Here is a 25614-nt window from a genome sequence, read left to right as displayed (position 1 = left end):
TTTTAAAAATAATAGAGTTGATCTATAAATAGGGTAGTGATATTTTAATGATTTGTTATGGTCTTGGATTACAATATATTGAAAATAAAGTGATTGTTGAAAAGCATGTGAGGATGTAATCTTCTATAAGTAGATTTAAGAATCATAACTTTTGTGTGAAATTGAAAGGCAAGCCTAGCTTAAATCCAAATCTCAAATCTTTATCGGTACTATTAGGAGATAAACTTAGATCAGATCTGTCTGCAAATAATTGGAGTGTAGCAAAGTTTTTCTTTTTGTTCTTGAGATTTATAACTGTCCCAAGACGCAGCTTGTATATCTCCATATCTTTACCTTGGCTTACATCAAAATTTTGATTGTTATAGCCTACTTGACCAAAAAGACCAAAATGTGTTGTAGTAAACCAGAAAAGCTCTACACCTAAAGCAGTGGTAAAGGCATAGTTATAATCAAAGCCATTCTTATTTAGATTACCTTGAATGAGATTAGGTGTAGAAATTATACCAGAAGTCAAGGTGTCAATGGGAGTAGCAGGGAAGGAATAAGTTTTCTTATTAAAAGCAGCTGCATTTGAACCTCTAGCTATATTTACACTAGCTCTAGCAAATATCATCTTTGTATAATATCTTCTCTCTTTTGATTCATAAAAAAATCCTAGCTGTCCCTCTACACCAAATAAATCTCCCTTTGTGTCGATAAATTGATCACTAAAACTCAGTGATTGATTAGCGGTATAGACACTTTTGATTTGTTCACGTATATAAAATGGTGACGCTCCTACATAAAAAAGGCGCTTGCTGTTCCAGTACGGTTGAGCATTTTTTTGTTCTAAATCAGCTAATTTTGTAGAGATGGAATCCAAACTAGCAATTGTTTCTTCATATCGGTTAATCACAGCGTCTATGTCATAGGTTGCATTTAAATTGTTCGAGAGTTTTTCATCTTCAACAATTCTAGTCTCTGAGTTATCTTTTATTATGAGATTAAAACCATTATTGTTGTTTTTGCTTTCTAATTTATTAGAAGTAATATATGCTGTGTCAGACATTATGGAAGTCTGGTCTATAGCTGCTACATCAAGAGTGTAATTAAAGTTTTTGATTATTTTATTAAAAGTCACCAGCTTTGAGTTACTACAATCTTGAGCGTTACACTGTTTTGCATTAATATCTTTAATTTTGATGGATGTTACAGGTATGCCGGCATCTTCTAGAAGGGTAGTGGTGTAATAAAAATCTTTTACAAGTTGCGCGATCTTTAACTGTTTTGCTTTTTCTATCTTATAGAAACCTCTCTTCACATCTAGGTCTGATGAGGGTTTGTTATACGACCTCACACCACCAAAACTATGGTAGTAGTTTAAAGAAAACTTTGCGTTTTTACTTCCATTATTCTCATCTATAAAATAAATTCCATTATCTGTAGCACTGAAGTCCCCTTTTACGGTTAGCAAGGAATGATCACCAGTATATACTGTCCCGCTTATCGCAATCTTAGACTTACTTTCATCAAAGGTTGCTTCTATCCCTTCGCTAGGCGTAGTACCTCCCAGTAATAATGACGAAAGATCTGCAAGAACAAGTTTGTCAAAAGAATAGTAAGAAACCAATTCGCCCGAAGGGATTACGCTTACTTTATTAGAAAAATCTAGGGAGGCGTTTTTGTCAAATACTAAGGTGTCGTTTACACTTTGAGCTATTGTTACCTGTGTAAAAAATAACACAATGACAATTGAAAGAATTGATTTAAACATCTAGAATGGTTTTAATGATGTGGTAAACTTAAAAATCCATTCATCCCACTTCCATACCCAATTGTAGGTATTTTATAGTTTATCTTTTTAGTTGATAAAATAAAAAACCCCATGAACACAAGTGTTACGGGGTTTAAAAGTGGAGTCGGAGGGATTCGAACCCTCGTCCAAACAAGCAATATTACTGCTTTCTACGTGTGTAGTTTCTGTTTGAATTTTCGTGAGATTGCCGGTTAGAAACTACCAACGCACTCCTTATCTTCAATTAGGTGTCTCTCTCGCATCAAAGCCCTACGAGGGATAGGTTTACTTTTACGAAGTCACTATATCGATTGCCGTAAACCAAGGCTCTCGAGTGACTTCCTGCTTGTCTACCTTGTAGACCGAGGCGTAATCTTACTATAATTCAGATTATGCAGCTAGGGCGTAGTTGTTCTCGCCGTTTAAAAAGATGAAAAATGAGATTTACGAGCTGTTTTCCAGCGCTCGACACGCTTACAATACTATTGGTCTCGCTGTCAAAACCAGTCGACCCCAGTATTAAAATTTCCACCTTGCTTTCGCGAAAGCGGAACTACAAATATACTACTAAAGCTTATATTTGCTATTAATATTATGCAAAAGCTGTACCAACTACAGACACTGCCAAAACTTCACACACTATGAAATTTGCAATTATCAAGGAACGTAAAAATCCACCAGATAGAAGAGTTGTTTTTTCTCCAGAAAAACTGGCAGAAGCAAGAGAGCAATTTGAAGATGCAAGCTTTGTTGTTGAAGCATCAGATATCCGTATATTTCCTGATATGGCTTACACCATTAATGGCTTTGATGTAGAAGAAGATGTCTCTGATGCAGATGTGATGATTGGGGTAAAAGAAGTGCCTATGGCTGCGCTTGTGCCTAATAAAAAATATTTCTTCTTTAGCCATACCATTAAGAAACAGCCATATAACCGTGAGTTGCTCAAGGCTATTCTTGATAAAAATATTGAGATGTATGATCACGAAGTAATCACGGAGGCTAACGGAGCACGACTTATCGGTTTTGGTCGTTACGCTGGGCTCGTAGGTGCCTATAATGGTTTTAGATTGTTGGGATTACGTGATGGGCTTTTTGAACTTCCTAAAGTAGAAACGCTACTAGATCTTGACGCTGTAAAAAGCCAACTCGATAAAATTAAACTCCCTGCTATTAAGATTTGTCTTTCAGGTAGTGGGAAAGTTGCCCGCGGAGCACAAGAAATTCTAGACCATCTCAATATTAAGGAGGTGACAGATCATGCTTACTTAAATGAAGAATTTAGTGAGCCAGTTTATTGTACGATTGACGTATTAGAATACAATAAACGTATAGATGGAACAGAGGGTTCTCGATTTGAATTTTATAAAGATCCTTCCGGATATGAAAGCGACTTTATGAAGTATGCAAAGGTGACAGATTACTTTATTGCTGGACATTTTTATGGTGATGGTGCGCCTTATCTATTCACTAGAGAAGATGCAAAAGATCCAGGGTTTAAGATTAACCTTATTGCAGATATTTCTTGCGATATAGATGGTCCCGTAGCTAGTACGATTAGACCCTCTACAATTGCAGACCCTTTTTATGGATACAATCCTGTTACAGAACAAGAAGATGATTATAATAAGGATGGTGTGATTGCTATGATGGCTGTAGATAATCTACCATGTGAATTACCTAAGGACGCTAGTGAAGGTTTTGGCGAGATGTTCTTAAAGCATGTGATTCCAGCATTTTTTAATGGGGATAAGACAGGACTTCTTGATCGCGCCAGAATGACGCAAGATGGGAAGCTCACTGAGCGTTACAGCTACCTTCAAGACTATGTAGACGGGAAAGAGTAACGTTAAAATTGCACTAAATTCCTACAAGTGTTAAAATATAAATGAGCTGTTATTGTATCTTTATCGTTCATCAATTAATTAATAATGAAAGTTCTTATCACAGGCGCAACGGGATTAGTAGGGCGCGCGCTTACAGACTTATGTCATAAAGATGGCATAAGTGTACATTATCTAACTACCTCAAAAGATAAAATTGAGGATACACCTAATTATAAAGGATTTTACTGGAATACAAAGACAGACGAGCTAGACGAAGCATGTTTTGATGGAGTCGAAACAATTATCCACCTTGCTGGAGCATCCATTGCGCAGCGCTGGACATTAGAAAATAAAAAGGCAATTTTTGAAAGTAGAGCCACAACAGCGAGATTGTTGTATAGTGCGCTTTCGCGAAAGCGGTCTAAAAACCAACCCATTTCTATAAAACATTACATATCTGCCAGTGCAGTAGGTGGCTACCCATCATCATTTACAAAAATGTATGATGAGTCTTATCCGGAATATGCTAAAGGATTTTTAGGACAAGTTGTTGAAGAGTGGGAAAATGCTGCTTTAGAGTTTCAAAAGCTCGATATCATTACTAGCCGCGTGAGAACGGGGATTATTCTTGACAAAGACAGTGGAGCATTACCTAAAATTATGCAACCTGTAAAATATGGAGCAGGTGCACCATTAGGATCAGGAAAACAATGGCAATCATGGATTCATGTAGATGATATGGCAGGGATTTACTTCCATATATTAAAAAATAAATTGGCTGGTATATATAATGGGGTAGCACCACATCCAGTTACAAATAAAAATCTGACAGAGGTGGTAGCAGACACTATGGGCAAACCACTTATAATATCTAGGGTTCCTAAATTTGCACTTAAACTTATGCTAGGCGACATGGCAGCAATTGTGCTTGAAAGTCAAAAAGTAAGCGCTCTTAAAATTAAAACAGATGGATATAAATTTAAATACCCAAAAATCGATCAAGCTATTGAAAGCTTATTAGACTAACCAAAAAAAGAAAAGCCACTCGCGAGAGTGGCTTTTTTATGCTTTCTAAAATGTAAGTCTTAAGCTTTAGTAGCTTTTAGGTTTACAGTAAGCTCGATATCGTCAGATATAAATTTATCTCCTAGATTGTCAAATACAGATTGTGACCCGTAGTTTACTCCCCAATCAGTACGATCAATAGTAAATGGCTCACTTGTAAGTGTCATATTTTCACCATCTACAGAGTAAGAAACTGGGAACTCAATGTTCTTCTTCTGGTCTCTCATAGTAAGATTACCTTGCATCATTTTTTTACCATCTTTTTCTGTAACTCCAGTTACTTCAAAAGCAGCAGTAGGATATTTAGCAACGTTAAAGAAGTGATCTTCTTTTCCTTCTGCCATTCCTTTTAGGTGTCCTTCAAGACTTTCTTTTCCGTCGCCAGCCTCAAGGTCAGTTACAGTAATAGAAGCCATGTCAATAAGAAATGTTCCAGTAATAGCATCTCCAGCAACATTTACAACACCATTTTCTATGTTGATAGTTCCGTTGTGCTTTCCTGTAGGCTTGCTTCCTACCCATTCAATTGTAGAGCTCGCAGCATCTACCTTGAATTTTGCAGCATTTTCGACTACAGCAACTTCTTGAGCGTCTTTTGCTTCAGTTTCATTTTTTTCTCCTTTACAAGAAACTACTCCTGCTACAAGAGCTACGGCAGCAAGTGTATTTAAAATTTGTTTTTTCATGTTGATAATATTATTTAGTGAATTGCAAAATTAACATTTATACATAGCGCTTATCATAATGTTATCTTAAATAGTAGTACGCTTTCGCGAAAGCGTAACAAACCCCATCTTAGTTATTTGCCACATAACCCATGCAGGAGTAGAGCTTTAGTCTTGGTGCTACTGGCAAAAGTAGTTAGGCAAGTAGCCGGGATATGATTTTAGTCATAACTGTAATAATATGATTAACTAAGAAGGAATGAAACCATTGTAAGGCTACTGAGGGAAGTCCATATATTGATAAATCATTTTATTGAGCTGTTCGTTTATGTGTATTATAAAAATCACAATACTATTAGTTTTAAAAAGCCAGTGACATTTTGACATTTTAATACAATTGGCAGTACTTTTGCCACCTCAATAAAAATTGAATTTAAGACCACTATGGCAACAGAAGATAAAACACCAGATAATACAGTAGACGAAGCTGCTCAAGAGCAATTTGTAAACGAAGCAGAAGATGCAACGGTAGAGCCTACAGAGGAGGTAAAAGATGAAAGAAGCGAACTAGAAATCGCTAAGGATCAACTGGCAGAGGAGAAAGATAAATTTTTACGACTTTTTGCCGAATTTGAGAATTATAAAAGACGTACTACTAAGGAGCGTATAGAGTTATACAAAACTGCAGGACAAGAAGTCATACAAGCGATGCTTCCAGTTGCAGATGATTTTGATCGTGCTCTTAATGAATTTAAAGGCGATAAAGATGACGTTCACGTAAAAGGAATGACGCTTATAAGCAATAAATTCAAGGAAACACTTAAGTCTAAAGGACTTGAGGAAATGAGTGTGAAAGCTGGAGATGATTTTAATGCAGATCAACATGAGGCAATAACTCAAATACCAGCACCTAACAAGAAATTGAAAGGTAAAATTGTAGACGTAATAGAAAAGGGATATAAACTAGGAGACAAGATTATCCGGTTTCCTAAAGTAGTTACGGGACAATAAATTTAAAATGATTTATGTCGTAGTGTGGTGTAAAAGCGATATTACGATTGCAATAGATTAAGAGTGCTCAGTAACGCTGAGCTTTGATTATGAAAGAAGATTTTTACGACATATTAGGTATCTCAAAAGGAGCCACAGCAGCCGAAATTAAAAAAGCATACCGAAAGAAAGCGGTGCAATATCACCCAGATAAAAACCCTGGTGATGATACTGCAGAGGCAAACTTTAAGAAGGCTGCAGAGGCATATGAAGTGCTTAGCGATGATAACAAGCGTGCTCGTTATGATCAATACGGACATCAAGCCTTTGAAGGAGGCGCTGGTGGTGGTGGCTTCGGTGGCGGAGGTATGAATATGGATGATATTTTCAGTCAGTTTGGAGATATTTTTGGCGGTGCTTTTGGCGGCGGTGGAGGTGGTTTTTCTGGATTTGGTGGTGGCGGAGGTCAGCGTCGAGTGAAAGGAAGCAACCTACGTATTCGTGTAAAACTTACTATTGAAGAAATTGCAAACGGCGTTGAGAAAAAAATCAAGGTCAAGCGTAAAAAGCAAGCGGCAGGAGTTTCATATAAAACGTGTACAACCTGTAATGGTGCTGGACAAGTAACAAAAATCCAGAATACTATTTTAGGTCGTATGCAAACAAGCGCTCCTTGTACTACTTGTGGTGGAGCAGGGCAGATGATTGATAAACGTCCAGCAGGAGCAGATGCACAAGGTCTTGTAGTTGAAGAAGAGACAGTAAGTATCAAAATACCAGCAGGAGTTGTAGATGGAATGCAGCTTAAGGTTACGGGAAAAGGTAATGAAGCACCAGGAAATGGTATTGCAGGAGATTTACTTGTAGCAATAGAAGAAAAAGATCACGAGTTCTTACAAAGAGAAGGCGATAACCTTCACCTAGATCTTTACATTAGTATTAGTGAAGCAGTGCTAGGTACTTCAAAAGAGATTGATACTGTTACTGGAAAAGTACGCATCAAGATAGAAGAAGGCGTGCAGAGTGGTAAAATATTACGCTTGCGTGGTAAAGGTATTCCATCTATAAATGGCTATGGTAAAGGAGATTTACTTGTACATGTAAATGTATGGACCCCTAAAACACTTAATAAAGAGCAAAAGCAGTTTTTTGAGAAGATGGCTGCAGATGATAACTTTACACCAAACCCAGAAACTGGAGATAAGTCATTCTTTGAAAAAGTTAAAGATATGTTCTCATAATGTGAAACTTTCAAATTTTGTGAAACCAAAATTATTAGGTTCATAAAAAAAACTTATATTTGAATAACGTTAAACAATGTTTGACGTTATTTTTCTTTTTCATAGCAATTTTTTTTCCCATCCTGAACTTACGTCTAGGGTGGGTTTTGCTTTTAGGACGTTTTGTAATTATCTTTTTTATAACGTACAGTCGCTTTCGGCGTTGTAATAAGATCATTTTCTGTGTAGTGTCTTTAATAAAACTCCTAAATTATAGCTAACAGTTATGTCTTCGTCAGGTCATATTCCTATCTTAGCTTGATTAACTATTATCTATGAATTCATTACTCGTTGCAGATACTGTCTCAAAGAAGTTTGGTGACTTTACCGCACTTAATAACGTTTCCATTGCTGTCCCAGAAGGAAGCATTTTTGGGCTACTAGGCCCTAATGGCGCTGGCAAGACAACACTCATTCGTATTATCAACCAGATTACTATGCCAGATACTGGTAGTGTAACGCTAGGAGGTGAGCCATTACAACAGCATCACATACGCGACATAGGCTATATGCCAGAGGAGCGTGGCTTATATAAATCTATGAAAGTAGGGGAGCAGGTGCTCTACCTAGCCCAACTTAAAGGTTTATCAAAAGCAGAAGCAAAAAAAAGAGCCAAACACTGGTTTGAAAAACTAGAAATAGGGGACTGGTGGGATAAAAAAATTCAAGAACTTTCTAAAGGACAGGCGCAGAAAATCCAATTTGTGGTGACCGTAATGCACCAGCCCAAGTTGCTCATTTTTGATGAGCCCTTCAGTGGTTTTGATCCTATAAATGCAAACCTCATTAAAGATGAGATTTTGCAATTACGTGATGAGGGAGCCACAGTTATCTTCAGCACGCACCGTATGGAATCTGTAGAGGAGCTTTGTGATCATATTGCACTTATCAATAAGTCTAATAAAATACTAGATGGTGAGGTAAACAGTATTAAGAGAGCATACCAGAATAATACGTTTGATGTGGGAGTGCAGGTTGTAGATGAGACCGCTTTCGCGAAAGCGGAACAAGAACTCAAAGCTGCTTTTAAAGTAACTCAAGCGCATTTTAAAAGTCTTGGTAATGAACGTAAGCTTCGTGTGGAAATGGGCGATAAGTCTACGCCAAACGAATTGCTTACTACCTTAAAGAATTATGGACAAGTCACTCATTTTATGGAAGTGATACCAAGCGTAAACGATATCTTCATTCAAACAGTTAGCCAAAACAAATGAGCATACTTAAGTTAATCATAAAGAGAGAGTACATTGCGAGAGTGCGTAATAAGTCGTTTTTAATAATGACATTTTTGAGTCCGCTTATACTTGTGGGGATGATTTTATTAATCTCTTACCTTACTCAACTTAATAGCGAGGATAAGCGCACTATTGTAGTAGTAGACGACTCTGGGAAATTTGAAACTGTATTTTTTAATACAGACCAGACTACCTATCTCAATCTTAGCGATCAGGGACTAGAAGCAGGAAAAGAGGTTGCAAAAGGTGAAGGTTATTATGGGCTTATTCATATCAATGATAATCCTGCTGTAGTAGAAGATGCTGTTACCTTTTATGGCAATGAAACACCTTCTTTTAGCTTTATAGGAGATATAGAAAAACGCATAGAAAAGAAAATGACCGATGAGAATCTCATCGCTCAAGGTATAGACTTGAATACACTAGAAACTGCCAAAAGCAGTATTGATGTGCAAATAGAAAATTTTTCTGGTGAGACGAGTTCTAAAATGAGTAACTGGGTTAAAGCTGGTTTTGGAGGTGCTGCGGGTTACTTATTAATGATGTTTATTATCATATATGGTAACATGGTAATGCGCTCTGTGATTGAGGAAAAGACCAATAGAATCATTGAAGTAATTATATCTTCTGTAAAACCCTTCCAGTTAATGATGGGTAAAATATTAGGTACTACACTCGCAGGAATTACACAATTCTCAATATGGGTTCTTGTGGGAGGGATTTTGCTAGTTGTTCTTACTACTGTATTCGGTATTGATCCTTCAGCGGCATCTGCGGCTAGTCCTGCTGCTTCACAAGCACAACAAATAGCAGAAGATCCTGGGATGGTGATTGAGTTACTACAAGAGATTCAAAAGTTACCTCTATTACAACTAGTAGGAGGCTTCTTTATTTATTTTATAGGAGGATACTTTTTATATAGCTCTATATATGCAGCGATAGGAGCAGCAGTAGATAATGAAACAGATACACAGCAGTTTATGTTACCTATTATCATGCCGTTAATGTTGGGGATTTATGTTGGCTTTTTTGCCGTAATAGATAATCCTCATGGAACGGTAGCGACCGTTTTTTCTATCATACCGCTTACCTCACCTATAGTGATGTTGATGCGTATACCATTTGAGGTTCCAGTATGGCAACTAGCGCTATCAATTACCTTACTAGTGGCATCATTCGTGTTTACAGTATGGTTTGGGTCAAAAATATATCGCGTAGGGATATTGATGTATGGTAAGAAGCCTACTTATAAAGATTTAATAAAATGGTTAAGATACTAGCACTCCTTCTTGTTCTGCAGGAAGAGACTGTAGAGAAGGTAAAAGATATTATTGAACAAGACGTATGGGGAACCATTAAGGAATGGTTAGGTTTCGAACTTATAAGTGTAGGTAAAGAGCCTAATCATATAGGTTTTACAGTGGGTCACCTTATCATTCTGATAATAGCTTTTATTCTTACAAGCATTCTCCTCAAGTGGATACGTGTGTTAATGACACGTAAAATGGAGGGAGATGACAAACTTAAGTTTGTAAGTGTTTTTAAGTTTATCAAGTATATCGCTTATATAGTGGTGGTGCTTGCTACGATGAGTGCCTCAGGGATTAATATTACGGTGCTGCTCACAGCCTCTGCAGCATTATTTGTAGGTCTGGGTCTTGCATTGCAAGAGGTATTTCAAGATGTGATAGGTGGTATACTTATTATGATAGATAAGTCCATATCTGCAGGAGATATTATAGAAACGGATGGTAGAGTAGGCCGTGTGTTTGAAATAAAATTACGAACTACAAGAGCATTAACTAGAGATGATAAAGTAATAATTATCCCTAATCATAAGTTTATAACAGACACTGTCTATAATTACACTCAAAACCATAAAACCACCCGAGAGAATGTAAAAGTGGGCGTTGCTTATGGAAGTGATACGAGACAAGTAGAAAAAATCTTATTAGAATGTGCAGTAGCACATCCTGAGATTTTAAAGCATCCAAAGCCTTTTGCACTTTTTGAAAACTTTGGTGATAGTTCGCTTGATTTTGGTTTATACTTTTTTGTGAGAGACAGTTTTGTAGATCCAAGAATTAAAAGTGCGCTTAGGTATGCTATAGACGACCGTTTTCGCGAAAGCGGGATTTCCATTCCTTTTCCTCAAAGGGATGTACATCTTTTTAATACGGCAAATCCTGTATATACACCTAATAAAACAGCAGTTAATACCAATATCGAACCCCCTAAAAATGATATGATTGATGAATAAACAGACTAACATTATTATAGTATTACTACTGTTGAGTGGTACTTGTTTTGCTCAGCTTACAGATTTGGCTAGGATTGAGTACACGTACTTTCCACAGGAGCAGTCTGATAATTCATTTAGAAGGTTTAGAACATTTATTAATGTTCCTATAAAACTGAAGGAAGATACGTATCTCGTTCCTGGGGTGGAATATCGTAACGTGAATCTAAAGTTTGAAGATGTTGTGCCTTTTAGTCGTGAGGATTTAGATAGGTTTCAATCATTTAGCTTCTCCTTAGGGTATACTCAAAAAATAAGCGAAAAGTGGCGTATAGGAGCAAAACTAGGAACCACTGTAACCTCAAATTTTAGTACAGGATCTGCTGCTAGTAGTGATTATGTGCACACTGGAGCTTTGTATTTTATAAATGATAAAACAAATGAAGGACTGGATAAACCGTGGCGACTTATTATTGGTGGCCGCTATGATACAGAGTCTGGAAGACCATTTCCACTACCCTTTATAAACTATTATAGAGAGTTTCATCCAGATTGGTCATTTACTTTAGGTGTTCCAAAATCGAATATAAAACGTTATTTTGGGAAAGACCGCAGGCACATTCTCCAAAGTTTTGTAACCCTAGATGGATTTTATGCAAATATTCAAGATAATGTAGATGTAGCAATACCTGCACAGGAGTTTGAAACGGCAGAGAGTATCTCGATGATGGTAGCACTATTTGGTGTGGGTTATGAGTACTGTTTTACAAAACACTTAGTATTCTATATCTATGCTGGACATACAATCATAAATGACATACGATTGCGTGATGGCGATAGAGACGATGTATTTACCATAAACGACAGAAATACATTTTATGGTCGTTCAGGTATTAAATTTAAAATATAACAATGGCAAAGATTTTAATTATAGAGGATGAGGCTGCGATACGTCGTGTACTTACCAAAATATTATCAGAAGAGAGTAAGGATTATCAAGTAGAAGAAGCGGCAGATGGGCTTGAAGGTATTAATAAGATACGCGAGGAGGACTATGACTTAGTGCTATGTGATATCAAAATGCCAAAAATGGATGGAGTAGAGGTACTTGAGGCTGCTCGTAAGCTTAAGCCAGAAATCCCTATGGTGATGATTTCTGGACATGGTGACCTAGATACAGCTGTAAATACAATGAGGTTAGGTGCTTTTGATTATATCTCTAAGCCACCAGATCTTAATAGATTACTTAATACCGTACGCAACGCACTAGATCGCAAGACCCTTGTCGTAGAAAATATTCAGCTTAAGAAAAAGGTGAGTAAGAAGTACGAGATGGTGGGTAAAAGCAAGGAGATTGATCAAATCAAAGAAATGATTGAGAAGGTTGCTCCTACAGATGCCAGAGTACTTATTACTGGGCCTAATGGTACTGGTAAAGAGCTTGTTGCTCACTGGTTACACGAGAAAAGTGATCGAGCAAAAGGAGCACTTATAGAAGTAAACTGTGCTGCAATACCGTCAGAGCTTATTGAGAGCGAACTTTTTGGCCATGTAAAAGGTGCTTTTACTAGTGCAAATAAAGATCGTGCAGGTAAGTTTGAAGCTGCAAACGGTGGAACTATATTTCTAGATGAAATAGGAGATATGAGTCTTTCTGCACAAGCCAAAGTGCTTAGAGCCTTACAAGAAAGCCGTGTACAACGTGTAGGGAGCGATAAGGATATTAAAGTAGATGTACGTGTAGTGGCGGCAACTAATAAGAACCTGAAAGAAGAAATCGCAGAAGGGAGATTCCGTGAGGATTTATATCATAGACTGGCAGTAATTTTAATTAAAGTACCGGCGCTCAATGATCGTAGAGATGATATCCCAATTCTTATAGAGCATTTTGCAAAGAAAATTTCTCAAGAACAAGGAACCGCAAAAAAATCATTTTCAGACAAAGCTATTGATTTACTCAAGGCTTATGACTGGACAGGAAACATACGTGAACTGCGCAACGTAGTAGAACGTCTTATCATTTTAAGTGGTCCAGAAGTATCAGAAGGAGATGTAAAACTATTTGCTAGTAAATAATATAATTATGAGTGACATTAAACCAGAAGACTATAAAATCACCGAGGGTGTAACACTTTCAGATAGAGAGACCACCTTGTTTTCAGACGTAGAAGAGAAAGAGCTAGAAAGTAAACTCAAGAAAATACGTAAGAAACTAGGCAAACTTCAAGACACTATGTACGCGCATGATAAATATAGCGTGCTTGTTTGTCTTCAAGGGATGGATACTTCTGGTAAGGATAGCCTCATACGTGAAGTCTTTAAGGATTTTAATGCACGTGGCGTTGAGGTACAAAGTTTTAAAGTTCCTACAGAGCTAGAGTTAAGTCATGACTACTTATGGCGTCATTATCTGGCACTCCCAGAGCGTGGTAAATTTGGCGTGCATAACCGTACGCATTATGAGAATGTACTTGTCACTCGAGTGCACCCAGAATATATTTTAGGAGAAAAATTGCCTAACGTTCACAGTGTAGATGATGTAAATGAAGCATTCTGGGATAAGCGATTTGAGCAAATCAAAAACTTCGAAAAGCATCTTTCAGAGAACGGAACCATCATCTATAAATTTTTTATGCATTTATCTAAAGATGAGCAAAAGGATAGATTATTACGCAGACTTAATAAGAAAGAGAAGAACTGGAAATTTTCGGCGGGAGATTTAATGGAGCGCAAGCTTTGGGATACTTATCAAGAATATTATGAGGACGCCATAAATCGTACATCGACAGAGAAGGCTCCGTGGTATGTGATTCCGGCAGATAATAAGCCGGCAGCTAGACTTGCTGTAGCAACCATATTGCTAGAGACGCTCTCGCAATATGACGATATTCAAGAGCCAGAATTAGACGATAAAACAAAGGCAAATCTTGCCGATTATAAAGAACAGTTGAGCAATGAATAAAAATTTACGTTATATACTTGCGACTGCACTAGTAGTTGTTTCCGCTTTCGCGAAAGCGCAAAATGATTCAATTACTGTGAGAAAAATATACTCGGCAGCGCTTACAGAAGGGCAAAGCTATGAGTGGCTAGATCATCTTTCTAACCAAATAGGATCGAGACTAAGCGGAAGCCTAGGAGCCGAAAGAGCCGTGACGTGGACAAAAAGCGAACTAGAAAAAGCGGGTCTTGATAAGGTGTGGTTACAACCAGTGATGGTGCCAAAATGGATACGCGGTGAAGCTGAAAGAGCATTTATAGAAGGGGATAACGCAAGCACGACATCTGTACCTATTTGTGCATTGGGAGGTTCTGTTGCTACAAAGACTACTGGACTTAAAGCACATGTAGTTGAGGTGATGGGAATAGAAGAATTGAAGGCGCTTAGTGCTGATGAGGTGAAAGGAAAAATTGTATTCTTTAACAGACCTATGGATGATGAGCTTATAAGAACATTTCAAGCATATGGCGGTTGTGTAGACCAGCGTTATGCTGGAGCGATGGAAGCAGCAAAGCTAGGAGCGGTAGGTGTGATTGTAAGATCTGTGACACATAGTCTTGATGATTACCCTCATACGGGCTCCATGTCTTATGGTGATTTGCCTAATTCTAAACGTATTCCTGCAGCTGCAATAAGTACCAAAGGAGCAGGGCTCTTAAGTACATCCCTGAAGCTCAATCCTGATACCAAGTTTTTCTATAAAATGTCTTGTAAAAACCTCGCAGATGTAGAGTCACATAATGTGATAGCTGAAATTACAGGAAGTGAATATCCAGATAAATATATGGTCGTAGGTGGTCATTTAGATTCTTGGGATCTAGGAGACGGCTCGCATGACGATGGTGCGGGAGTAGTACAAAGTATGGAAGCGCTACGATTAATGAAAGCAATAGGTTATAAGCCTAAGCATAGTATTCGTGTAGTATTATTCATGAATGAAGAAAATGGCCTTCGAGGAGGTAATAAGTATGCACAAGAAGCAAAGGCAAAAGGTGAAAACCATGTCTTTGCTTTAGAAAGTGACTCTGGCGGATTTACACCAAGAGGTTTTTCTTTTGATAGTGATGATCGTAACTTCAATAAAGTGCTTACTTGGAAATCATTATTTGAGCCTTACTTAATTCACGACTTCACAAGAGGAGGGAGCGGTGCAGATATTGGTCCGCTTAAAGCAACTAATGATGGTATTGTACTCGCAGGACTACGTCCAGACTCACAACGCTATTTTGACCATCACCATGCGGCAAATGATACCTTTGATGCAGTAAATAAAAGAGAACTTGAACTAGGCGCTGCCACAATGACTAGCCTACTGTATTTGATGGATAATTATATACAGCCTCCAGGGAAATAATGCTCTTTTATTCATGGGCTAGATTATGCTAAGAATACTTTTCCTTTTAGTGACAATTAATTGTATCGCTCAGAAAACGGAAAGGATGCCGCTTTTACATATCGCTCCAGAGGTAATGTATCTCTATGACGATAACATAGAGAACAAAGACGATATAGAAGCATCAGATTTTGAACCGAGAGATAGTGATTTTGTACAGGCTTTAGGAGTTAATGTCGGGTTTAACGTGAGTGAATACCTCTCACTTGGAGCTTTTGTGAGTAAAGAAAAAATACTGTCGAGAGCTCTTAATTATAATGGTTGGGCTATAGCTGCAAACTTTGGAACAGAACCCCAGAAAAACGGTTGGGCAGCAAGTATGAAACTTGGTAGCCACTTTGGAAATAACTTAAGAGAAGGAGGATTTTTAGGAAGACTTGGATTGGGTTTTAAATTTTATCTTTTTAAACTTCTTAACGCACAAACAGAGTTTATCTACTCTTACCAAGCCTTAAAATTTAAAGAAATTGTTGACGTCGAGTCTAGACAAAACTTAACCATTAATGGAATAGGCTTGTCTATGAAAATATACTTGTAGATAATTGATTTAATTCCAATGTTTTAAATACTTTTAAGAATTCATCAATCAATCTTAAAATGAAAAGAAATTTAAAACTCACGTACCTCTCAATCACCCTCTTGTTCTGTTCGCTCACGGTATATTCTCAAGAAGATACAGTTGCACCACTAGAAAATTTATTTAGCGCAAATCTCAATATTATAGGCGCGGGAGTAACTTATGAGCGTGTTCTTGGTAATAAGTTTACCACCCATTTCAATGCCTCATATCAACTTGTAGGAGTTAGTGGTGGAAGTAATCAAGATGTTGACTTAACCTTTGCGGGTAATCTATCTGTAGGTGGACGTTATTATTATAACAGAGAACGTCGCTTTGAAAAAGGAAAAAAGCTCACACAGAACGCGGGTAACTTTTGGGCTGCAGAGTTTCAAGTTATTCCTGATTTTACCGTGGCAACAGAAGAGCGTAATGTAAGATATCTTACTACTTATCTCTTAGGAGCAAAATATGGCCTACGCAGAAACATCACAAGAAATTTAAATTACGAATGCGAATTCGGACTAGGATATTTATTTACAGATGAGGATGCCACTGTTTATCCATTATTAGAATTTAAGCTGCAATACGTTTTATTCTAACTCTTAAGTGGATGTCATCAGCCCTTTTTCTTGGTAAATGGCAATACCTTTATCTATCATATCACTAATGGATGCTTCTAGTGAGGCATCCATTTTTTTGATATGAAAACAGCTTTTGCCTTTCAAACATTTTCTTAAGGCAGGATCTATGTTTGTAAATGCAGCTACGTCAGTATAAATAGGGAAGAAGTACAACCTGCAGTCCTTAGGCTTTGGGATCACACTGGCAAAATAAAAACCATCTACTTTCTGTTTTCCTTGCATGGTAGGTATGGTACCTGCCACTTCTAAGCCTGCGCTATCGTCTTTTCTTAATTGTAAATGTTGCTCGTGGCGTTTAATAATAGCACGAAGTGCGAGGTCTATTTCGATGGGATTTGTGATCATTTACGGTTCCAGTATTATTTACAAGCTTGAAGATAGTAAATTGGTTGAAATCTAGACGCTCTTTCTACGGGATGAAGTATTTTTGCGCTTTCGCGAAAGCGTATCAAATTTAATTAATGAGATTCTCAGACTACACAAAGGAATTTGGCATCAATCTTAAAATAGCATATCCTATTATGTTGGGGCAGCTAGGTCATATTCTTGTAGCGCTGGCAGATAATCTGATGGTGGGACAGCTGGGTGCAGCACAACTTGCAGCAGTAAGTCTAGGTAATAGCTTGGTGTTTATAGCACTTTCCATAGGTATCGGATTTTCATTTGCTATCACTCCACTTGTAGCAGAGGCAGATGGTAAAGGTGATATAGAAAAAGGTCGCTTGCACTTTCATCATGGTGTCATTATGTGTACCATAAATGGTGTGCTACTATTTATTACGCTATTAATCGCAAAGCCTTTATTGTACATGCTTGATCAGCCGCCAGAGGTGGTAGAACTGGCAATTCCATATCTTGAGATTGTAGCACTGTCTATGATTCCGCTTATGATATTTCAGGGTTTCAAGCAGTTTGCAGATGGCCTGTCACAAACCAAATATGCAATGTATGCTACTATTGTAGCAAACGTGGTCAACGTTGTTTTTAACTATGTATTGATTTACGGAATCTGGGTATTCCCAAGATTAGAAGTAGAAGGTGCAGCCTGGGGAACATTAATTTCTCGTTTCTTTATGGTCGCACTGCTGATTTTTATGCTTTCGCGAAAGCGTAAATTCAAACCCTATTTTCACTGGGGAAGTAAGGAGCACATCCAGCTTGCTGAGTTTAAAACCTTATTTAAATTAGGATTTCCAACAGCATTACAGATGCTTTTTGAAGTAGGCGTTTTTACAGCTGCTATATTTTTATCTGGAATACTAGGAACAAATGCACAAGCGGCAAATCAAATTGCGCTTAACTTAGCTTCTATGACATTTATGATTGCTGTAGGATTAGGAGTAACGGCAACCATACGCGTAGGAAATCAAAAAGGTAAAGCCGATTTTCCAAACTTACGACGTATTGCTTTTTCTATTTTTATACTTTGTTTCTTAATCGAAGCTGTATTTGCAGTAGGATTTATATTGCTTAAAGACTGGCTTCCTCCATTTTACATAGATAATCCAGAAGTGATTTTTCTAGCGGCTCAGTTATTAATTGTGGCAGCGTTATTCCAACTAAGTGATGGAGTGCAGGTAACCATACTTGGAGCATTGCGCGGATTGCAAGATGTAAATATTCCCACAGTAATCTGTTTTATAGCCTACTGGATCATAGGATTCCCTATCATGTGGTATATGGGTAAAGATGAGCAAATGGGTGTGCAAGGCGTCTGGGTAGGCTTGCTAGCAGGGCTTACGGCTTCTGCGGTGATGTTGTACTTTAGATTTAATTACCTTAGCAAGAAATTAATAGACCAACAGTAATAATACGATATTTATGAAAGTACCTAAGTTCCTTTTAGGCGATAATTCAGATTTTTCAGATCATATTTTTGTGATACATACTGAGTTCCCAAGGTTTATAATTGACCTTACGATAGACGAGATAGAATGGTTTGAAGAGTTTGATCGTCAAGACGAAGATGAGCTAGCCTCAGAAACAGAAAATGCCATCAAAGATGCTACCGAGTGGTATGATGCAGAGATGGAAAAGTTTGACAAAGAGCAATAAACGGTGGACCAACTAATCCAATACGATCAAGATTTTTTCCTTTTCCTCAACGGTTTAGGATCACCTACGTGGGATCAATTCTGGCTTATTGTTACAAATAAGCTTAGCTCGATTCCTTTATATGCCTTGCTACTGTTCTTTATTTATAAAAAGTTTGGTGTAAAAGGAACCTTGATAACAGTGGTAGCGGTTGCGTTACTAATTACGTGTGTAGACCAACTAGCAAATGCTTTTAAGCATGGTTTTGAAAGACCACGTCCTTGTAGAGTAGAAGACTTTAAAGGAATTATAAGATATGTAGCAGAGCGTTGTGGGCGTTATGGATATTATTCTGCCCATGCGGGTAATAGTATGGCGGTTGCTGTATTTGCAGGTCTTGCCTTAAGATCTACACATAAAAATTTAATCTTTATACTGCTATTTTGGTCTGCGATGGTGGGTTATAGCCGTATTTATGTAGGAGTTCATTATCCAGGTGATGTGCTTACAGGTTGGGTAATAGGAGCAATAGTTGGCTTTGCAATATATAGACTACAGCAGTGGGCCGTAGCAAAGTGGGCTTAAGAATCGGCGGTTGCGATTAGTGATTTTGCAGCTTTAAAAGGTGATACCTCACCGCGAGCAACTTTTTCAAGTATCTCGGGAAGCGTTGACTTCACGTCCTTATTATTATAAAATGTATCCTTAAGAGTATTATCTATAGTTTGTAATAGCCAGAATTTGTTCTGCTCTGCTCTTTTCTTAGCAAAATATCCAGAGGCCTTTGTGTGATTACAGTAATCTGAAACTAAGTCCCAAGAATCTGAAATTCCAGAATGTTCTAAGGCACTACAAGTAATGACTTGAGGAGTCCAATTGCTAGGCTTTGGAGGGAAAAGGTGCAATGCCTTTGCAAAAGCAGATCTAGCCAGCCGTGCTGCCTTTTCATTGCCACCGTCTGCTTTATTGATTACAATGGTGTCTGCCATTTCTATAATCCCGCGTTTAATTCCTTGTAGTTCATCTCCTGCTCCTGCTAGCTTTAGTAATAGAAAGAAATCAACCATAGAGTGTACTACCGTCTCACTCTGACCTACACCTACGGTTTCAATAATAATAGTATCAAAGCCTGCGGCTTCGCATAATATGATTGCCTCTCTAGTTTTACGAGCAACGCCACCTAGAGAGTCTCCAGAAGCACTAGGACGTATAAATGCATTAGGGTTTTGAGATAGCTCATACATTCTCGTTTTATCACCTAAGATACTACCATGAGAAACAGAGCTCGTAGGGTCTACCGCAAGTACAGCTACTTTTTTACCTTGGTTTGTAAGATAGTTTCCTAAGCTTTCTATAAACGTACTCTTACCTACACCAGGAACACCTGTGATTCCTAATCTAACAGACTTATTTGCATGAGGTAAACACAGTTCTATAAGTTGTTGTGCTTTTACTTGATGCTCTTGAACCGAGCTTTCTATTAAAGTGATTCCTTGTGATAATGCAGTGATATTACCAGCAATTAATAGCTGGGCCAGTTGTGATACATCAATAGTGCCTTGCCTTTTACTTTTTTTGTAAAATGCAGGATTAATACTCTTGTTTATGGATGTGTTTTTGTCGCTCACAATGGTGATACCAAATTACTACTTTCTACAAACATCTACATCAAAAAAAAACCACCATTTGGTGGTTTAACTTATTTTGAAGCATTCATTTTTTTAAAATCTATAACTCCTGAATTTTTCTTCTTGAGTTTTTTCTCTTTTGCCTTTTGTTTCTTTTTTTTCATCTTTTTCTTGAGCTTTAAGAGTTCGATGTGTGATTGCTTCATCTGGAATTCCATAGGTACAAGTACTTCTAGAATATTTACTGGAAGCCATCCATCGTCTATAATATCTTTAAGTAAGTTAAGTACAACTTCATCTTGTACCATACATTCTCCTATAAGATATTTTGGTTTGCTATTTTCTAGCGCAGCTTTTACTTCAATCCAGTCGCGATTAGAATTTCCTTTTACGATGTCTAATCTACTCGGTTCAATGCCTTCTTGCGACATACGCTCCACTATTTTATGGCAAAAGCGATTTCTATTCACACTTTCATGACTCAAAAAGCGCTTGTATTCTGTAATCTGGATATCTTCTGCGGCATTAAAGTAGCGTCGCTCTGCCCAGAAGCATTCATCTAGTAGATCATTTAATTTTTCGTACGATAAGTCAAGGTGCTTCATAGGGCTATTGTTATGGTCAAATATAATTCAGGATTAAACGTACGTGTACTAACTTAGTGTTAATACCTCTATATTTAAGAATAGTTTATTCAAAAATTATAGATTATCTTAATTTTCTGTTAATGTCGTATTTTTTTAGGTCATTTGCAACATAAAGAAAATAGTATCGTCTTTAGAGAGAATAGCAATCACAACCATCAAAACCAACCAACCATTTTGCTAGTTACTGAAATCATAGAAAAATGTAAAACTAATGATCGCAAGGCACAGCTGCAGCTGTACAATAAGTATTGTGATGGTATGTATCACGTCGCCTTTAGGTTTTTAAAAAATTCATTTGAAGCAGAGGAAGCGATGCACGAGGGGTTTATAAACGCCTTTGCAAAGCTGCATCAGTTTACTGGAGAAGTCACCTTTGGAGCCTGGCTTAAGCGTATCGTGATTAATAAAAGTCTCGATATGATCAAGGCAAAAAAAGCAGTAATTATCCCGCTTAATGAAGAGGTAATGGGCAAAGTGGATGATGATGACGGTTGGGATATAGGAGACGATGTTACTATAGAACATGTGAAAAACGTTATCAGCGAACTTCCTGAAAAGTATAAATTTCCCCTTATGCTATTCTTAATAGAGGGTTATGATCATCAGGAAATTTCAGAAATATTACAGATTACAGAAGTGGCTTCAAGAACGCTGGTGCACCGCGGGAAGAAAAAACTTCAACAACAATTAAAGACGCTTAATTATGGCACAGGATATTAGAGAGCTCATGAAGAATGATAGCGACAGTAAGGAATCACTGCGCGAGGGACATACACGTCGCTTTGAGAATTTACTTGAAGAGCGCTTACCTATTCAGGAGCAAAAAACTTCAGCTAAAGGAGGTATCTATTTATGGATGAAAATTGCAGCAGTACTTATTGTAGCTGGTGGAATTGTATTTATGGTGTATAATAACGCTTTCGCGAAAGCGGAAGATCAACAACTAGTAGAGGTAGAGACAAGTGAAAAACAAAGTGCAGAACCAGAAGTGTTACTAAGCGCCATCTCACCAGAATTTAAACGAGTGGAGGATTATTACCTCGCAAGTGTAAATCTTGAGATTGCGAGATTAGAAATCACAGACGATAATAAAGAACTTATAGATGCTTTTATGAAGCAACTGTCTGATCTGGATGAAGAGTACAAGAGCCTCAATCGTGAGATTACCGAAAGTGGAGTAAGTGATGAAATGGTAAGTGCGATGATTGAGAATCTCAAATTACGTGTAGAGCTTATGATAAAGCTCAAGTCAAAATTGAAAGAAATGAAAAACGCTGCTCAACAAGAAGCAGCCATTCAAACCGTATAAAAATGAAACAGTCAAACATATTTTGGACCCTCCTAGCGCTGCTTTTTGTGGCATCTGGAAGTGTATTTGCACAAAGCAAAAAAGAAAAACTAAACGAGCGCTTCTCAGTTAATAAGGATGTGTCTATCACAGTAGATACACGCTATGCAGATGTAGTTTTTGAAACATGGAATAAAAATGAAGTATCTGTAGAGGCTTATGTAGAAGGTAAAGATGCTAGTACTGCTCTCAAATCATGGGACTTAAATGTGTCAGGTAATAGTAATAATGTGCGCATTACTAGTAAAGGTGGTTATAGCGATGCAAAGGTGTATGATAGAAATGATATAGGTAACCTCAATCTAGATCTCGATCTAGACCTTGGAGAAATTATAGGTCAATCGCTTAGCCTAGTGGAGCCGGTTATGAATGGTCTTGTAGGGCCTCTGTTAGAAGGAATATCTGGACAACGATTACCAGATGAGTTTTATGAGGAAATGGGAAAGATGAAATTTGACCATGAAGCCTATAAAAGAGAGGGAAGAGCTTATCTCGATAGATGGGAGAAGCAAGTGGATAAAAGCTATGGCCCAGAGTTTGAAGAAAAAATGGAGAGATGGAGCGCAGAGTTTGAGCGTAAGTCTGAGGACTGGAGTGAGCGCTTAGTAGAACGTTCTGGGATCCCTAGGTGGCCTTTTAAAAGCGGAGGTAATATGACCTTTGATAGTGATGAGTATGAGAAGAACAAACAGGCATATGTAAACAAGCTAAACAGAAAGTACAACACAAGAGTAAGTGTACGTGAGGTAGATAAATGGCTGGATGATGTAGAGGCTTGGGGAGAAGATTTTGGAAAAAAGATGGAAGACTGGGGAGAAAACTTTGGTGAGTCTATGGAAGCATGGGGAGAATCTTTTGGAGAGAACTTTGGCAAGTCTATGGAGAAGTGGGGAGAATCTTTTGGGAAAGACATGGAAAAGTGGGGTGAAAACTTTGGAAAGAAAATGGAACGCTGGGCAGAAGACCACGAAGGAGAGTGGGAAGAGAAACATACTAAGGATGAAAAGGGAAACAAGAGTAGCCACTTTAGCCTTAATTGGGACTCTGAAAGTAATGGATCTAAAAAGTCAAATAAAAATGTAAAACGTATAATAATTATCAAGATGCCTAAAAAGGCAGAGTTAGATTTAAATGTACGTTATGGTAAAGTGAGAATGGCAGATGCTTATAATGCAAAAGCTACAATCTCACATGGAAGCCTTTTAGCAATAAACATCGATGGAGGACAAACCTCCTTCGATGTTTCTTATAGCCCAGTTGCGGTTGCAAACTGGAACGAGGGAACTCTTGATGTGAATCATGTGAAAGAATGTAACATCTCAACTGCAAATAATATTAAGGTAACGTCAAACTCTAGTAATGTAAATATAAATCGGATTGATGGAGCTGGGATGATATCTGGATCATTTGGTAAGCTATCCATACCCCAAGTGAGTGATAACTTTGGATCGCTTACTATCTTTCTTGAGAATAGTGATCTCTCAATGAGATTACCACAATCTGCTTTTAATTTTAATTATAGCGGAGATCATAATGACTTCTTTATTCCAAAACAGCTGGAGACACAGTCTATGAAAAATGGATCTACAGAGATGGTAAATGGTTTTCATAAATCACGCAGTAGTGCAAATACCATCACTATCAATGCTAAGTATAGTGACGTAGTACTACAGTAAATAAAGATTGCATAATTAATTACTTTGCAGCTATGGCTGCTTTTTCTGTTCACATTAGATTAAGTACTTTTATAGTGTAATTGACCCTCTATGAATAACAATTTTTTAAGTTCGCTCACACAGCAATTCACACCCATCATAAATCCTACCTTTCAAAAGGAGGATTACTTTCCATTAGATTTGTCTACAGCTAATAAGGATCTAGATATTGATATGCTCACGCGTCCGCATGATCATCATAATTTTTTGCAAGCGTATCTCGCACAAAATGATGCCAAAGTTGCTTATGGTGGCTATCTAGAGCAGCGTCCACTATATGATCGATCAGATTATTTTCAAGCTACAAATCCAAAGGACAAGCGTAATATCCACGTAGGGATTGACTTGTGGTGTGATGAAGGTACAGAGGTGCTCAGTCCTTTAGAGGGTGAGATACATAGTTTTAAGCGCAATGAGAATTTTGGTGATTATGGTCCTACTATAATCTTAAAACATAAGATAGGGGAGCACACATTTCACACTCTGTATGGCCATCTGAGTCTATCTTCTCTTGAAGGTAAGGAAGTGGGGCACAAGGTAGAAGCTGGTGAGCTTATAGCAACTTTGGGAACTCCAGATGTAAATGGTGATTATGCGCCGCACTTACATTTTCAAATTGTGATAGACATGGAAGGTAAGGAAGGAGATTATGCAGGCGTAGGAAGCCAGAATACCTTAGATTTCTACAAGAATAACTGCCCAGACCCTAATCTGCTATTAAAAATTTATTAATTGCTTGCGCAACGGCGTGTTCTTTATTTGTAAAAGGACTCACATAATTTGCTAGTGATTTTAGAGTGTCTGTAGCGTTTGCTACTGCAACACCTAGTCCTACTTTTTTTATGAGTTCGTCGTCATTATGATTATCGCCAAAAGCCATTACTTCACTCATCTCATAGCCATATTCGGCTAGTAAAAGTTTTTTCAAAGCAGTTGCTTTGTCTATATTTTTTAGAGTGATTTCTAAATACGTATCCTTAGAGCGATAAAAGTGTACGGTATCTTCATAAGCGGGCGTGAGAAGTTCTATAATTTCATCAAGCTCTTCTGGCTTACCCATACACATGAGTTTATGGATTCCAAGATGCTCTTTGTTTAAAAAGTCGAGACTTTCTAAGGCTGTTTGATAAAGGGGAGTTGCACGGGTGTTGTTTATTTCGCGTAAGCTCCACTCGTCTTCCTTATCTGTAAACCAGTGTTCATGACTATAAATACTTAGGTTGTAGCTATGTTTAGCGTGATGACTTACTAAGTTTTCAAGTAGCGAAGTAGGGAAGGTGTTGCTTTCTATAACCATGTTATTCTTGCCTATAATAAGCCCGCCATTAAAAGCTATTAGAGACTCACCCAGGTTGCCCAGACCTTCTTGTAAGTACCGCATAGCTTGCGGTGGTCTTGAGGATGCTAGAATAAGGGGTAATCCCGCTTTCGCGAAAGCGTAAACAGTCTCTTCACTTAACCAGCGTTCTTTATTTAATAACGTACCGTCTATATCTGAACAGAGTATTTTTATAGTGTTTTCCATAATGTAAGAAACTAAAACGGCGAACTTAAAAAGTTCGCCGTTGTTATAT

The 25614-nt window shown here is 37.7% G+C and carries 26 protein-coding genes and 1 other RNA gene; 20 read left to right on the top strand and 7 right to left on the bottom strand.

Going from position 1 to position 25614, the window contains the following annotated elements; genetic code table 11:
• Positions 1-142 precede the first annotated feature (142 nt).
• Together SJY23_RS00825 and ssrA are read right to left on the bottom strand one after the other, a co-directional pair.
• Positions 143-1753: a hypothetical protein gene (locus tag SJY23_RS00825; RefSeq protein ID WP_396597103.1), complete on the bottom strand. Its 1611-nt coding sequence runs from the start codon at positions 1751-1753 to the stop codon at positions 143-145.
• 137 nt (positions 1754-1890) lie between these two features.
• Positions 1891-2289, bottom strand: a transfer-messenger RNA (tmRNA) gene (gene ssrA / locus SJY23_RS00820).
• A gap of 126 nt (positions 2290-2415) precedes the next feature.
• Here ssrA and SJY23_RS00815 point away from each other — a divergent pair.
• Together SJY23_RS00815 and SJY23_RS00810 are read left to right on the top strand one after the other, a co-directional pair.
• Positions 2416-3621 carry an NAD(P)-dependent oxidoreductase gene (locus tag SJY23_RS00815; RefSeq protein WP_396597102.1) on the top strand — a complete coding sequence of 402 codons (1206 nt, stop codon included), beginning with the start codon at positions 2416-2418 and terminating at the stop codon, positions 3619-3621.
• An 84-nt stretch (positions 3622-3705) separates the two neighbouring features.
• Positions 3706-4626 carry a TIGR01777 family oxidoreductase gene (locus SJY23_RS00810; protein ID WP_396597101.1) on the top strand — a complete coding sequence of 307 codons (921 nt, stop codon included), beginning with the start codon at positions 3706-3708 and terminating at the stop codon, positions 4624-4626.
• 59 nt (positions 4627-4685) lie between these two features.
• On the opposite strand, the gene SJY23_RS00805 is transcribed toward SJY23_RS00810, so the two are convergent.
• Positions 4686-5351, bottom strand: coding sequence for a YceI family protein (locus tag SJY23_RS00805; RefSeq protein ID WP_396597100.1), 666 nt, complete (start codon positions 5349-5351; stop codon positions 4686-4688).
• Between the two features lie 423 nt (positions 5352-5774).
• Here SJY23_RS00805 and SJY23_RS00800 point away from each other — a divergent pair, with 423 nt between their 5' ends.
• From SJY23_RS00800 to SJY23_RS00750, 11 genes are all read left to right on the top strand, one after another.
• Positions 5775-6341, top strand: a complete 567-nt coding sequence (locus SJY23_RS00800; protein ID WP_396597099.1) for a nucleotide exchange factor GrpE — start codon at positions 5775-5777, stop codon at positions 6339-6341.
• 89 nt (positions 6342-6430) lie between these two features.
• Positions 6431-7561 (top strand): molecular chaperone DnaJ, encoded by a 1131-nt coding sequence (dnaJ, locus tag SJY23_RS00795; protein ID WP_035336185.1) that lies wholly within the window; start codon positions 6431-6433, stop codon positions 7559-7561.
• A 314-nt stretch (positions 7562-7875) separates the two neighbouring features.
• Positions 7876-8814, top strand: coding sequence for an ABC transporter ATP-binding protein (locus SJY23_RS00790; RefSeq protein ID WP_396597098.1), 939 nt, complete (start codon positions 7876-7878; stop codon positions 8812-8814).
• Positions 8811-10115 carry an ABC transporter permease gene (locus SJY23_RS00785; RefSeq protein ID WP_396597097.1) on the top strand — a complete coding sequence of 435 codons (1305 nt, stop codon included), beginning with the start codon at positions 8811-8813 and terminating at the stop codon, positions 10113-10115. Before SJY23_RS00790 ends, SJY23_RS00785 begins: the two co-directional genes overlap by 4 nt.
• Complete coding sequence (locus SJY23_RS00780; protein WP_396597096.1) at positions 10100-11095, top strand: mechanosensitive ion channel family protein; 996 nt, start codon at positions 10100-10102, stop codon at positions 11093-11095. Before SJY23_RS00785 ends, SJY23_RS00780 begins: the two co-directional genes overlap by 16 nt.
• Entirely contained in the window at positions 11088-11984 is an 897-nt protein-coding gene (locus SJY23_RS00775) for a DUF6268 family outer membrane beta-barrel protein (RefSeq protein ID WP_035336190.1), read from the top strand. Before SJY23_RS00780 ends, SJY23_RS00775 begins: the two co-directional genes overlap by 8 nt.
• Before the next feature lie 2 nt (positions 11985-11986).
• Positions 11987-13150 (top strand): sigma-54-dependent transcriptional regulator, encoded by a 1164-nt coding sequence (locus SJY23_RS00770; RefSeq protein WP_396597095.1) that lies wholly within the window; start codon positions 11987-11989, stop codon positions 13148-13150.
• 7 nt (positions 13151-13157) lie between these two features.
• Complete coding sequence (locus SJY23_RS00765; protein WP_396597094.1) at positions 13158-14036, top strand: PPK2 family polyphosphate kinase; 879 nt, start codon at positions 13158-13160, stop codon at positions 14034-14036.
• Complete coding sequence (locus tag SJY23_RS00760; RefSeq protein WP_396597093.1) at positions 14029-15429, top strand: M20/M25/M40 family metallo-hydrolase; 1401 nt, start codon at positions 14029-14031, stop codon at positions 15427-15429. Before SJY23_RS00765 ends, SJY23_RS00760 begins: the two co-directional genes overlap by 8 nt.
• A gap of 85 nt (positions 15430-15514) precedes the next feature.
• A complete protein-coding gene (locus SJY23_RS00755) occupies positions 15515-16006 on the top strand; it encodes a hypothetical protein (RefSeq protein WP_396597092.1) in 492 nt (163 codons plus the stop codon).
• A gap of 59 nt (positions 16007-16065) precedes the next feature.
• Entirely contained in the window at positions 16066-16626 is a 561-nt protein-coding gene (locus SJY23_RS00750; protein ID WP_396597091.1) for a hypothetical protein, read from the top strand.
• Between the two features lie 3 nt (positions 16627-16629).
• Here the strand turns inward: SJY23_RS00750 and SJY23_RS00745 are convergent, their stop codons facing one another.
• Positions 16630-17013 (bottom strand): hypothetical protein, encoded by a 384-nt coding sequence (locus tag SJY23_RS00745; protein ID WP_396597090.1) that lies wholly within the window; start codon positions 17011-17013, stop codon positions 16630-16632.
• 116 nt (positions 17014-17129) lie between these two features.
• On the opposite strand from SJY23_RS00745, the gene SJY23_RS00740 reads away from it, so the two are divergent.
• Genes SJY23_RS00740 through SJY23_RS00730 form a run of 3 tightly spaced genes read left to right on the top strand, consistent with a single transcriptional unit; the run spans position 17130 to position 19287 of the window.
• On the top strand, positions 17130-18476 hold the full coding sequence (locus tag SJY23_RS00740; protein ID WP_144784682.1) for an MATE family efflux transporter: 1347 nt from the start codon (positions 17130-17132) through the stop codon (positions 18474-18476).
• Between the two features lie 13 nt (positions 18477-18489).
• Positions 18490-18723 carry a hypothetical protein gene (locus SJY23_RS00735; RefSeq protein ID WP_013751518.1) on the top strand — a complete coding sequence of 78 codons (234 nt, stop codon included), beginning with the start codon at positions 18490-18492 and terminating at the stop codon, positions 18721-18723.
• Between the two features lie 3 nt (positions 18724-18726).
• Entirely contained in the window at positions 18727-19287 is a 561-nt protein-coding gene (locus tag SJY23_RS00730; protein WP_396597089.1) for a phosphatase PAP2 family protein, read from the top strand.
• On the opposite strand, the gene meaB is transcribed toward SJY23_RS00730, so the two are convergent.
• Together meaB and SJY23_RS00720 are read right to left on the bottom strand one after the other, a co-directional pair.
• Positions 19284-20330, bottom strand: coding sequence for a methylmalonyl Co-A mutase-associated GTPase MeaB (gene meaB / locus SJY23_RS00725; RefSeq protein WP_396597088.1), 1047 nt, complete (start codon positions 20328-20330; stop codon positions 19284-19286). The two genes, SJY23_RS00730 and meaB, sit on opposite strands and share 4 nt — an antisense overlap.
• A gap of 71 nt (positions 20331-20401) precedes the next feature.
• A complete protein-coding gene (locus SJY23_RS00720; RefSeq protein WP_035336203.1) occupies positions 20402-20935 on the bottom strand; it encodes a DUF2383 domain-containing protein in 534 nt (177 codons plus the stop codon).
• A 216-nt stretch (positions 20936-21151) separates the two neighbouring features.
• Between SJY23_RS00720 and SJY23_RS00715 the strand changes: the two genes are divergently transcribed.
• From SJY23_RS00715 to SJY23_RS00700, 4 genes are all read left to right on the top strand, one after another.
• On the top strand, positions 21152-21697 hold the full coding sequence (locus SJY23_RS00715) for an RNA polymerase sigma factor (RefSeq protein WP_396597087.1): 546 nt from the start codon (positions 21152-21154) through the stop codon (positions 21695-21697).
• Positions 21681-22286, top strand: a complete 606-nt coding sequence (locus tag SJY23_RS00710) for a hypothetical protein (protein ID WP_396597086.1) — start codon at positions 21681-21683, stop codon at positions 22284-22286. Before SJY23_RS00715 ends, SJY23_RS00710 begins: the two co-directional genes overlap by 17 nt.
• A 2-nt stretch (positions 22287-22288) precedes the next feature.
• The gene (locus tag SJY23_RS00705; protein ID WP_396597085.1) at positions 22289-24001 is read left to right on the top strand and encodes a hypothetical protein; all 1713 of its coding nucleotides are present in this window, start codon (positions 22289-22291) and stop codon (positions 23999-24001) included.
• Positions 24002-24091: 90 nt separating this feature from the next.
• Positions 24092-24772 carry a peptidoglycan DD-metalloendopeptidase family protein gene (locus SJY23_RS00700; RefSeq protein WP_396597084.1) on the top strand — a complete coding sequence of 227 codons (681 nt, stop codon included), beginning with the start codon at positions 24092-24094 and terminating at the stop codon, positions 24770-24772.
• Here SJY23_RS00700 and SJY23_RS00695 read toward each other — a convergent pair.
• Positions 24747-25565 (bottom strand): Cof-type HAD-IIB family hydrolase, encoded by an 819-nt coding sequence (locus SJY23_RS00695; RefSeq protein WP_396597083.1) that lies wholly within the window; start codon positions 25563-25565, stop codon positions 24747-24749. The genes SJY23_RS00700 and SJY23_RS00695 overlap by 26 nt on opposite strands.
• Positions 25566-25614: the final 49 nt, after the last annotated feature.

The organism is Dokdonia sp. R86516, from assembly GCF_044596715.1.
Lineage (GTDB): Bacteria > Bacteroidota > Bacteroidia > Flavobacteriales > Flavobacteriaceae > Dokdonia.
This window is presented reverse-complemented; position numbering and strand designations above follow the sequence as displayed.

Coding starts and splice junctions, on each gene's coding strand:
- SJY23_RS00785 (WP_396597097.1), top strand. CDS start 8,811: ATGAGCATACTTAAGTTAATCATAAAGAGAGAGTACATTGCGAGAGTG.
- SJY23_RS00810 (WP_396597101.1), top strand. CDS start 3,706: ATGAAAGTTCTTATCACAGGCGCAACGGGATTAGTAGGGCGCGCGCTT.
- SJY23_RS00775 (WP_035336190.1), top strand. CDS start 11,088: ATGAATAAACAGACTAACATTATTATAGTATTACTACTGTTGAGTGGT.
- SJY23_RS00825 (WP_396597103.1), bottom strand. CDS start 1,753: ATGTTTAAATCAATTCTTTCAATTGTCATTGTGTTATTTTTTACACAG.
- SJY23_RS00745 (WP_396597090.1), bottom strand. CDS start 17,013: ATGATCACAAATCCCATCGAAATAGACCTCGCACTTCGTGCTATTATT.
- SJY23_RS00720 (WP_035336203.1), bottom strand. CDS start 20,935: ATGAAGCACCTTGACTTATCGTACGAAAAATTAAATGATCTACTAGAT.
- SJY23_RS00755 (WP_396597092.1), top strand. CDS start 15,515: ATGCCGCTTTTACATATCGCTCCAGAGGTAATGTATCTCTATGACGAT.
- SJY23_RS00695 (WP_396597083.1), bottom strand. CDS start 25,565: ATGGAAAACACTATAAAAATACTCTGTTCAGATATAGACGGTACGTTA.
- SJY23_RS00765 (WP_396597094.1), top strand. CDS start 13,158: ATGAGTGACATTAAACCAGAAGACTATAAAATCACCGAGGGTGTAACA.
- SJY23_RS00805 (WP_396597100.1), bottom strand. CDS start 5,351: ATGAAAAAACAAATTTTAAATACACTTGCTGCCGTAGCTCTTGTAGCA.
- SJY23_RS00710 (WP_396597086.1), top strand. CDS start 21,681: ATGGCACAGGATATTAGAGAGCTCATGAAGAATGATAGCGACAGTAAG.
- SJY23_RS00800 (WP_396597099.1), top strand. CDS start 5,775: ATGGCAACAGAAGATAAAACACCAGATAATACAGTAGACGAAGCTGCT.
- SJY23_RS00790 (WP_396597098.1), top strand. CDS start 7,876: ATGAATTCATTACTCGTTGCAGATACTGTCTCAAAGAAGTTTGGTGAC.
- SJY23_RS00770 (WP_396597095.1), top strand. CDS start 11,987: ATGGCAAAGATTTTAATTATAGAGGATGAGGCTGCGATACGTCGTGTA.
- SJY23_RS00780 (WP_396597096.1), top strand. CDS start 10,100: ATGGTTAAGATACTAGCACTCCTTCTTGTTCTGCAGGAAGAGACTGTA.
- dnaJ (WP_035336185.1), top strand. CDS start 6,431: ATGAAAGAAGATTTTTACGACATATTAGGTATCTCAAAAGGAGCCACA.
- SJY23_RS00740 (WP_144784682.1), top strand. CDS start 17,130: ATGAGATTCTCAGACTACACAAAGGAATTTGGCATCAATCTTAAAATA.
- SJY23_RS00750 (WP_396597091.1), top strand. CDS start 16,066: ATGAAAAGAAATTTAAAACTCACGTACCTCTCAATCACCCTCTTGTTC.
- SJY23_RS00705 (WP_396597085.1), top strand. CDS start 22,289: ATGAAACAGTCAAACATATTTTGGACCCTCCTAGCGCTGCTTTTTGTG.
- SJY23_RS00815 (WP_396597102.1), top strand. CDS start 2,416: ATGAAATTTGCAATTATCAAGGAACGTAAAAATCCACCAGATAGAAGA.
- SJY23_RS00760 (WP_396597093.1), top strand. CDS start 14,029: ATGAATAAAAATTTACGTTATATACTTGCGACTGCACTAGTAGTTGTT.
- SJY23_RS00735 (WP_013751518.1), top strand. CDS start 18,490: ATGAAAGTACCTAAGTTCCTTTTAGGCGATAATTCAGATTTTTCAGAT.
- SJY23_RS00700 (WP_396597084.1), top strand. CDS start 24,092: ATGAATAACAATTTTTTAAGTTCGCTCACACAGCAATTCACACCCATC.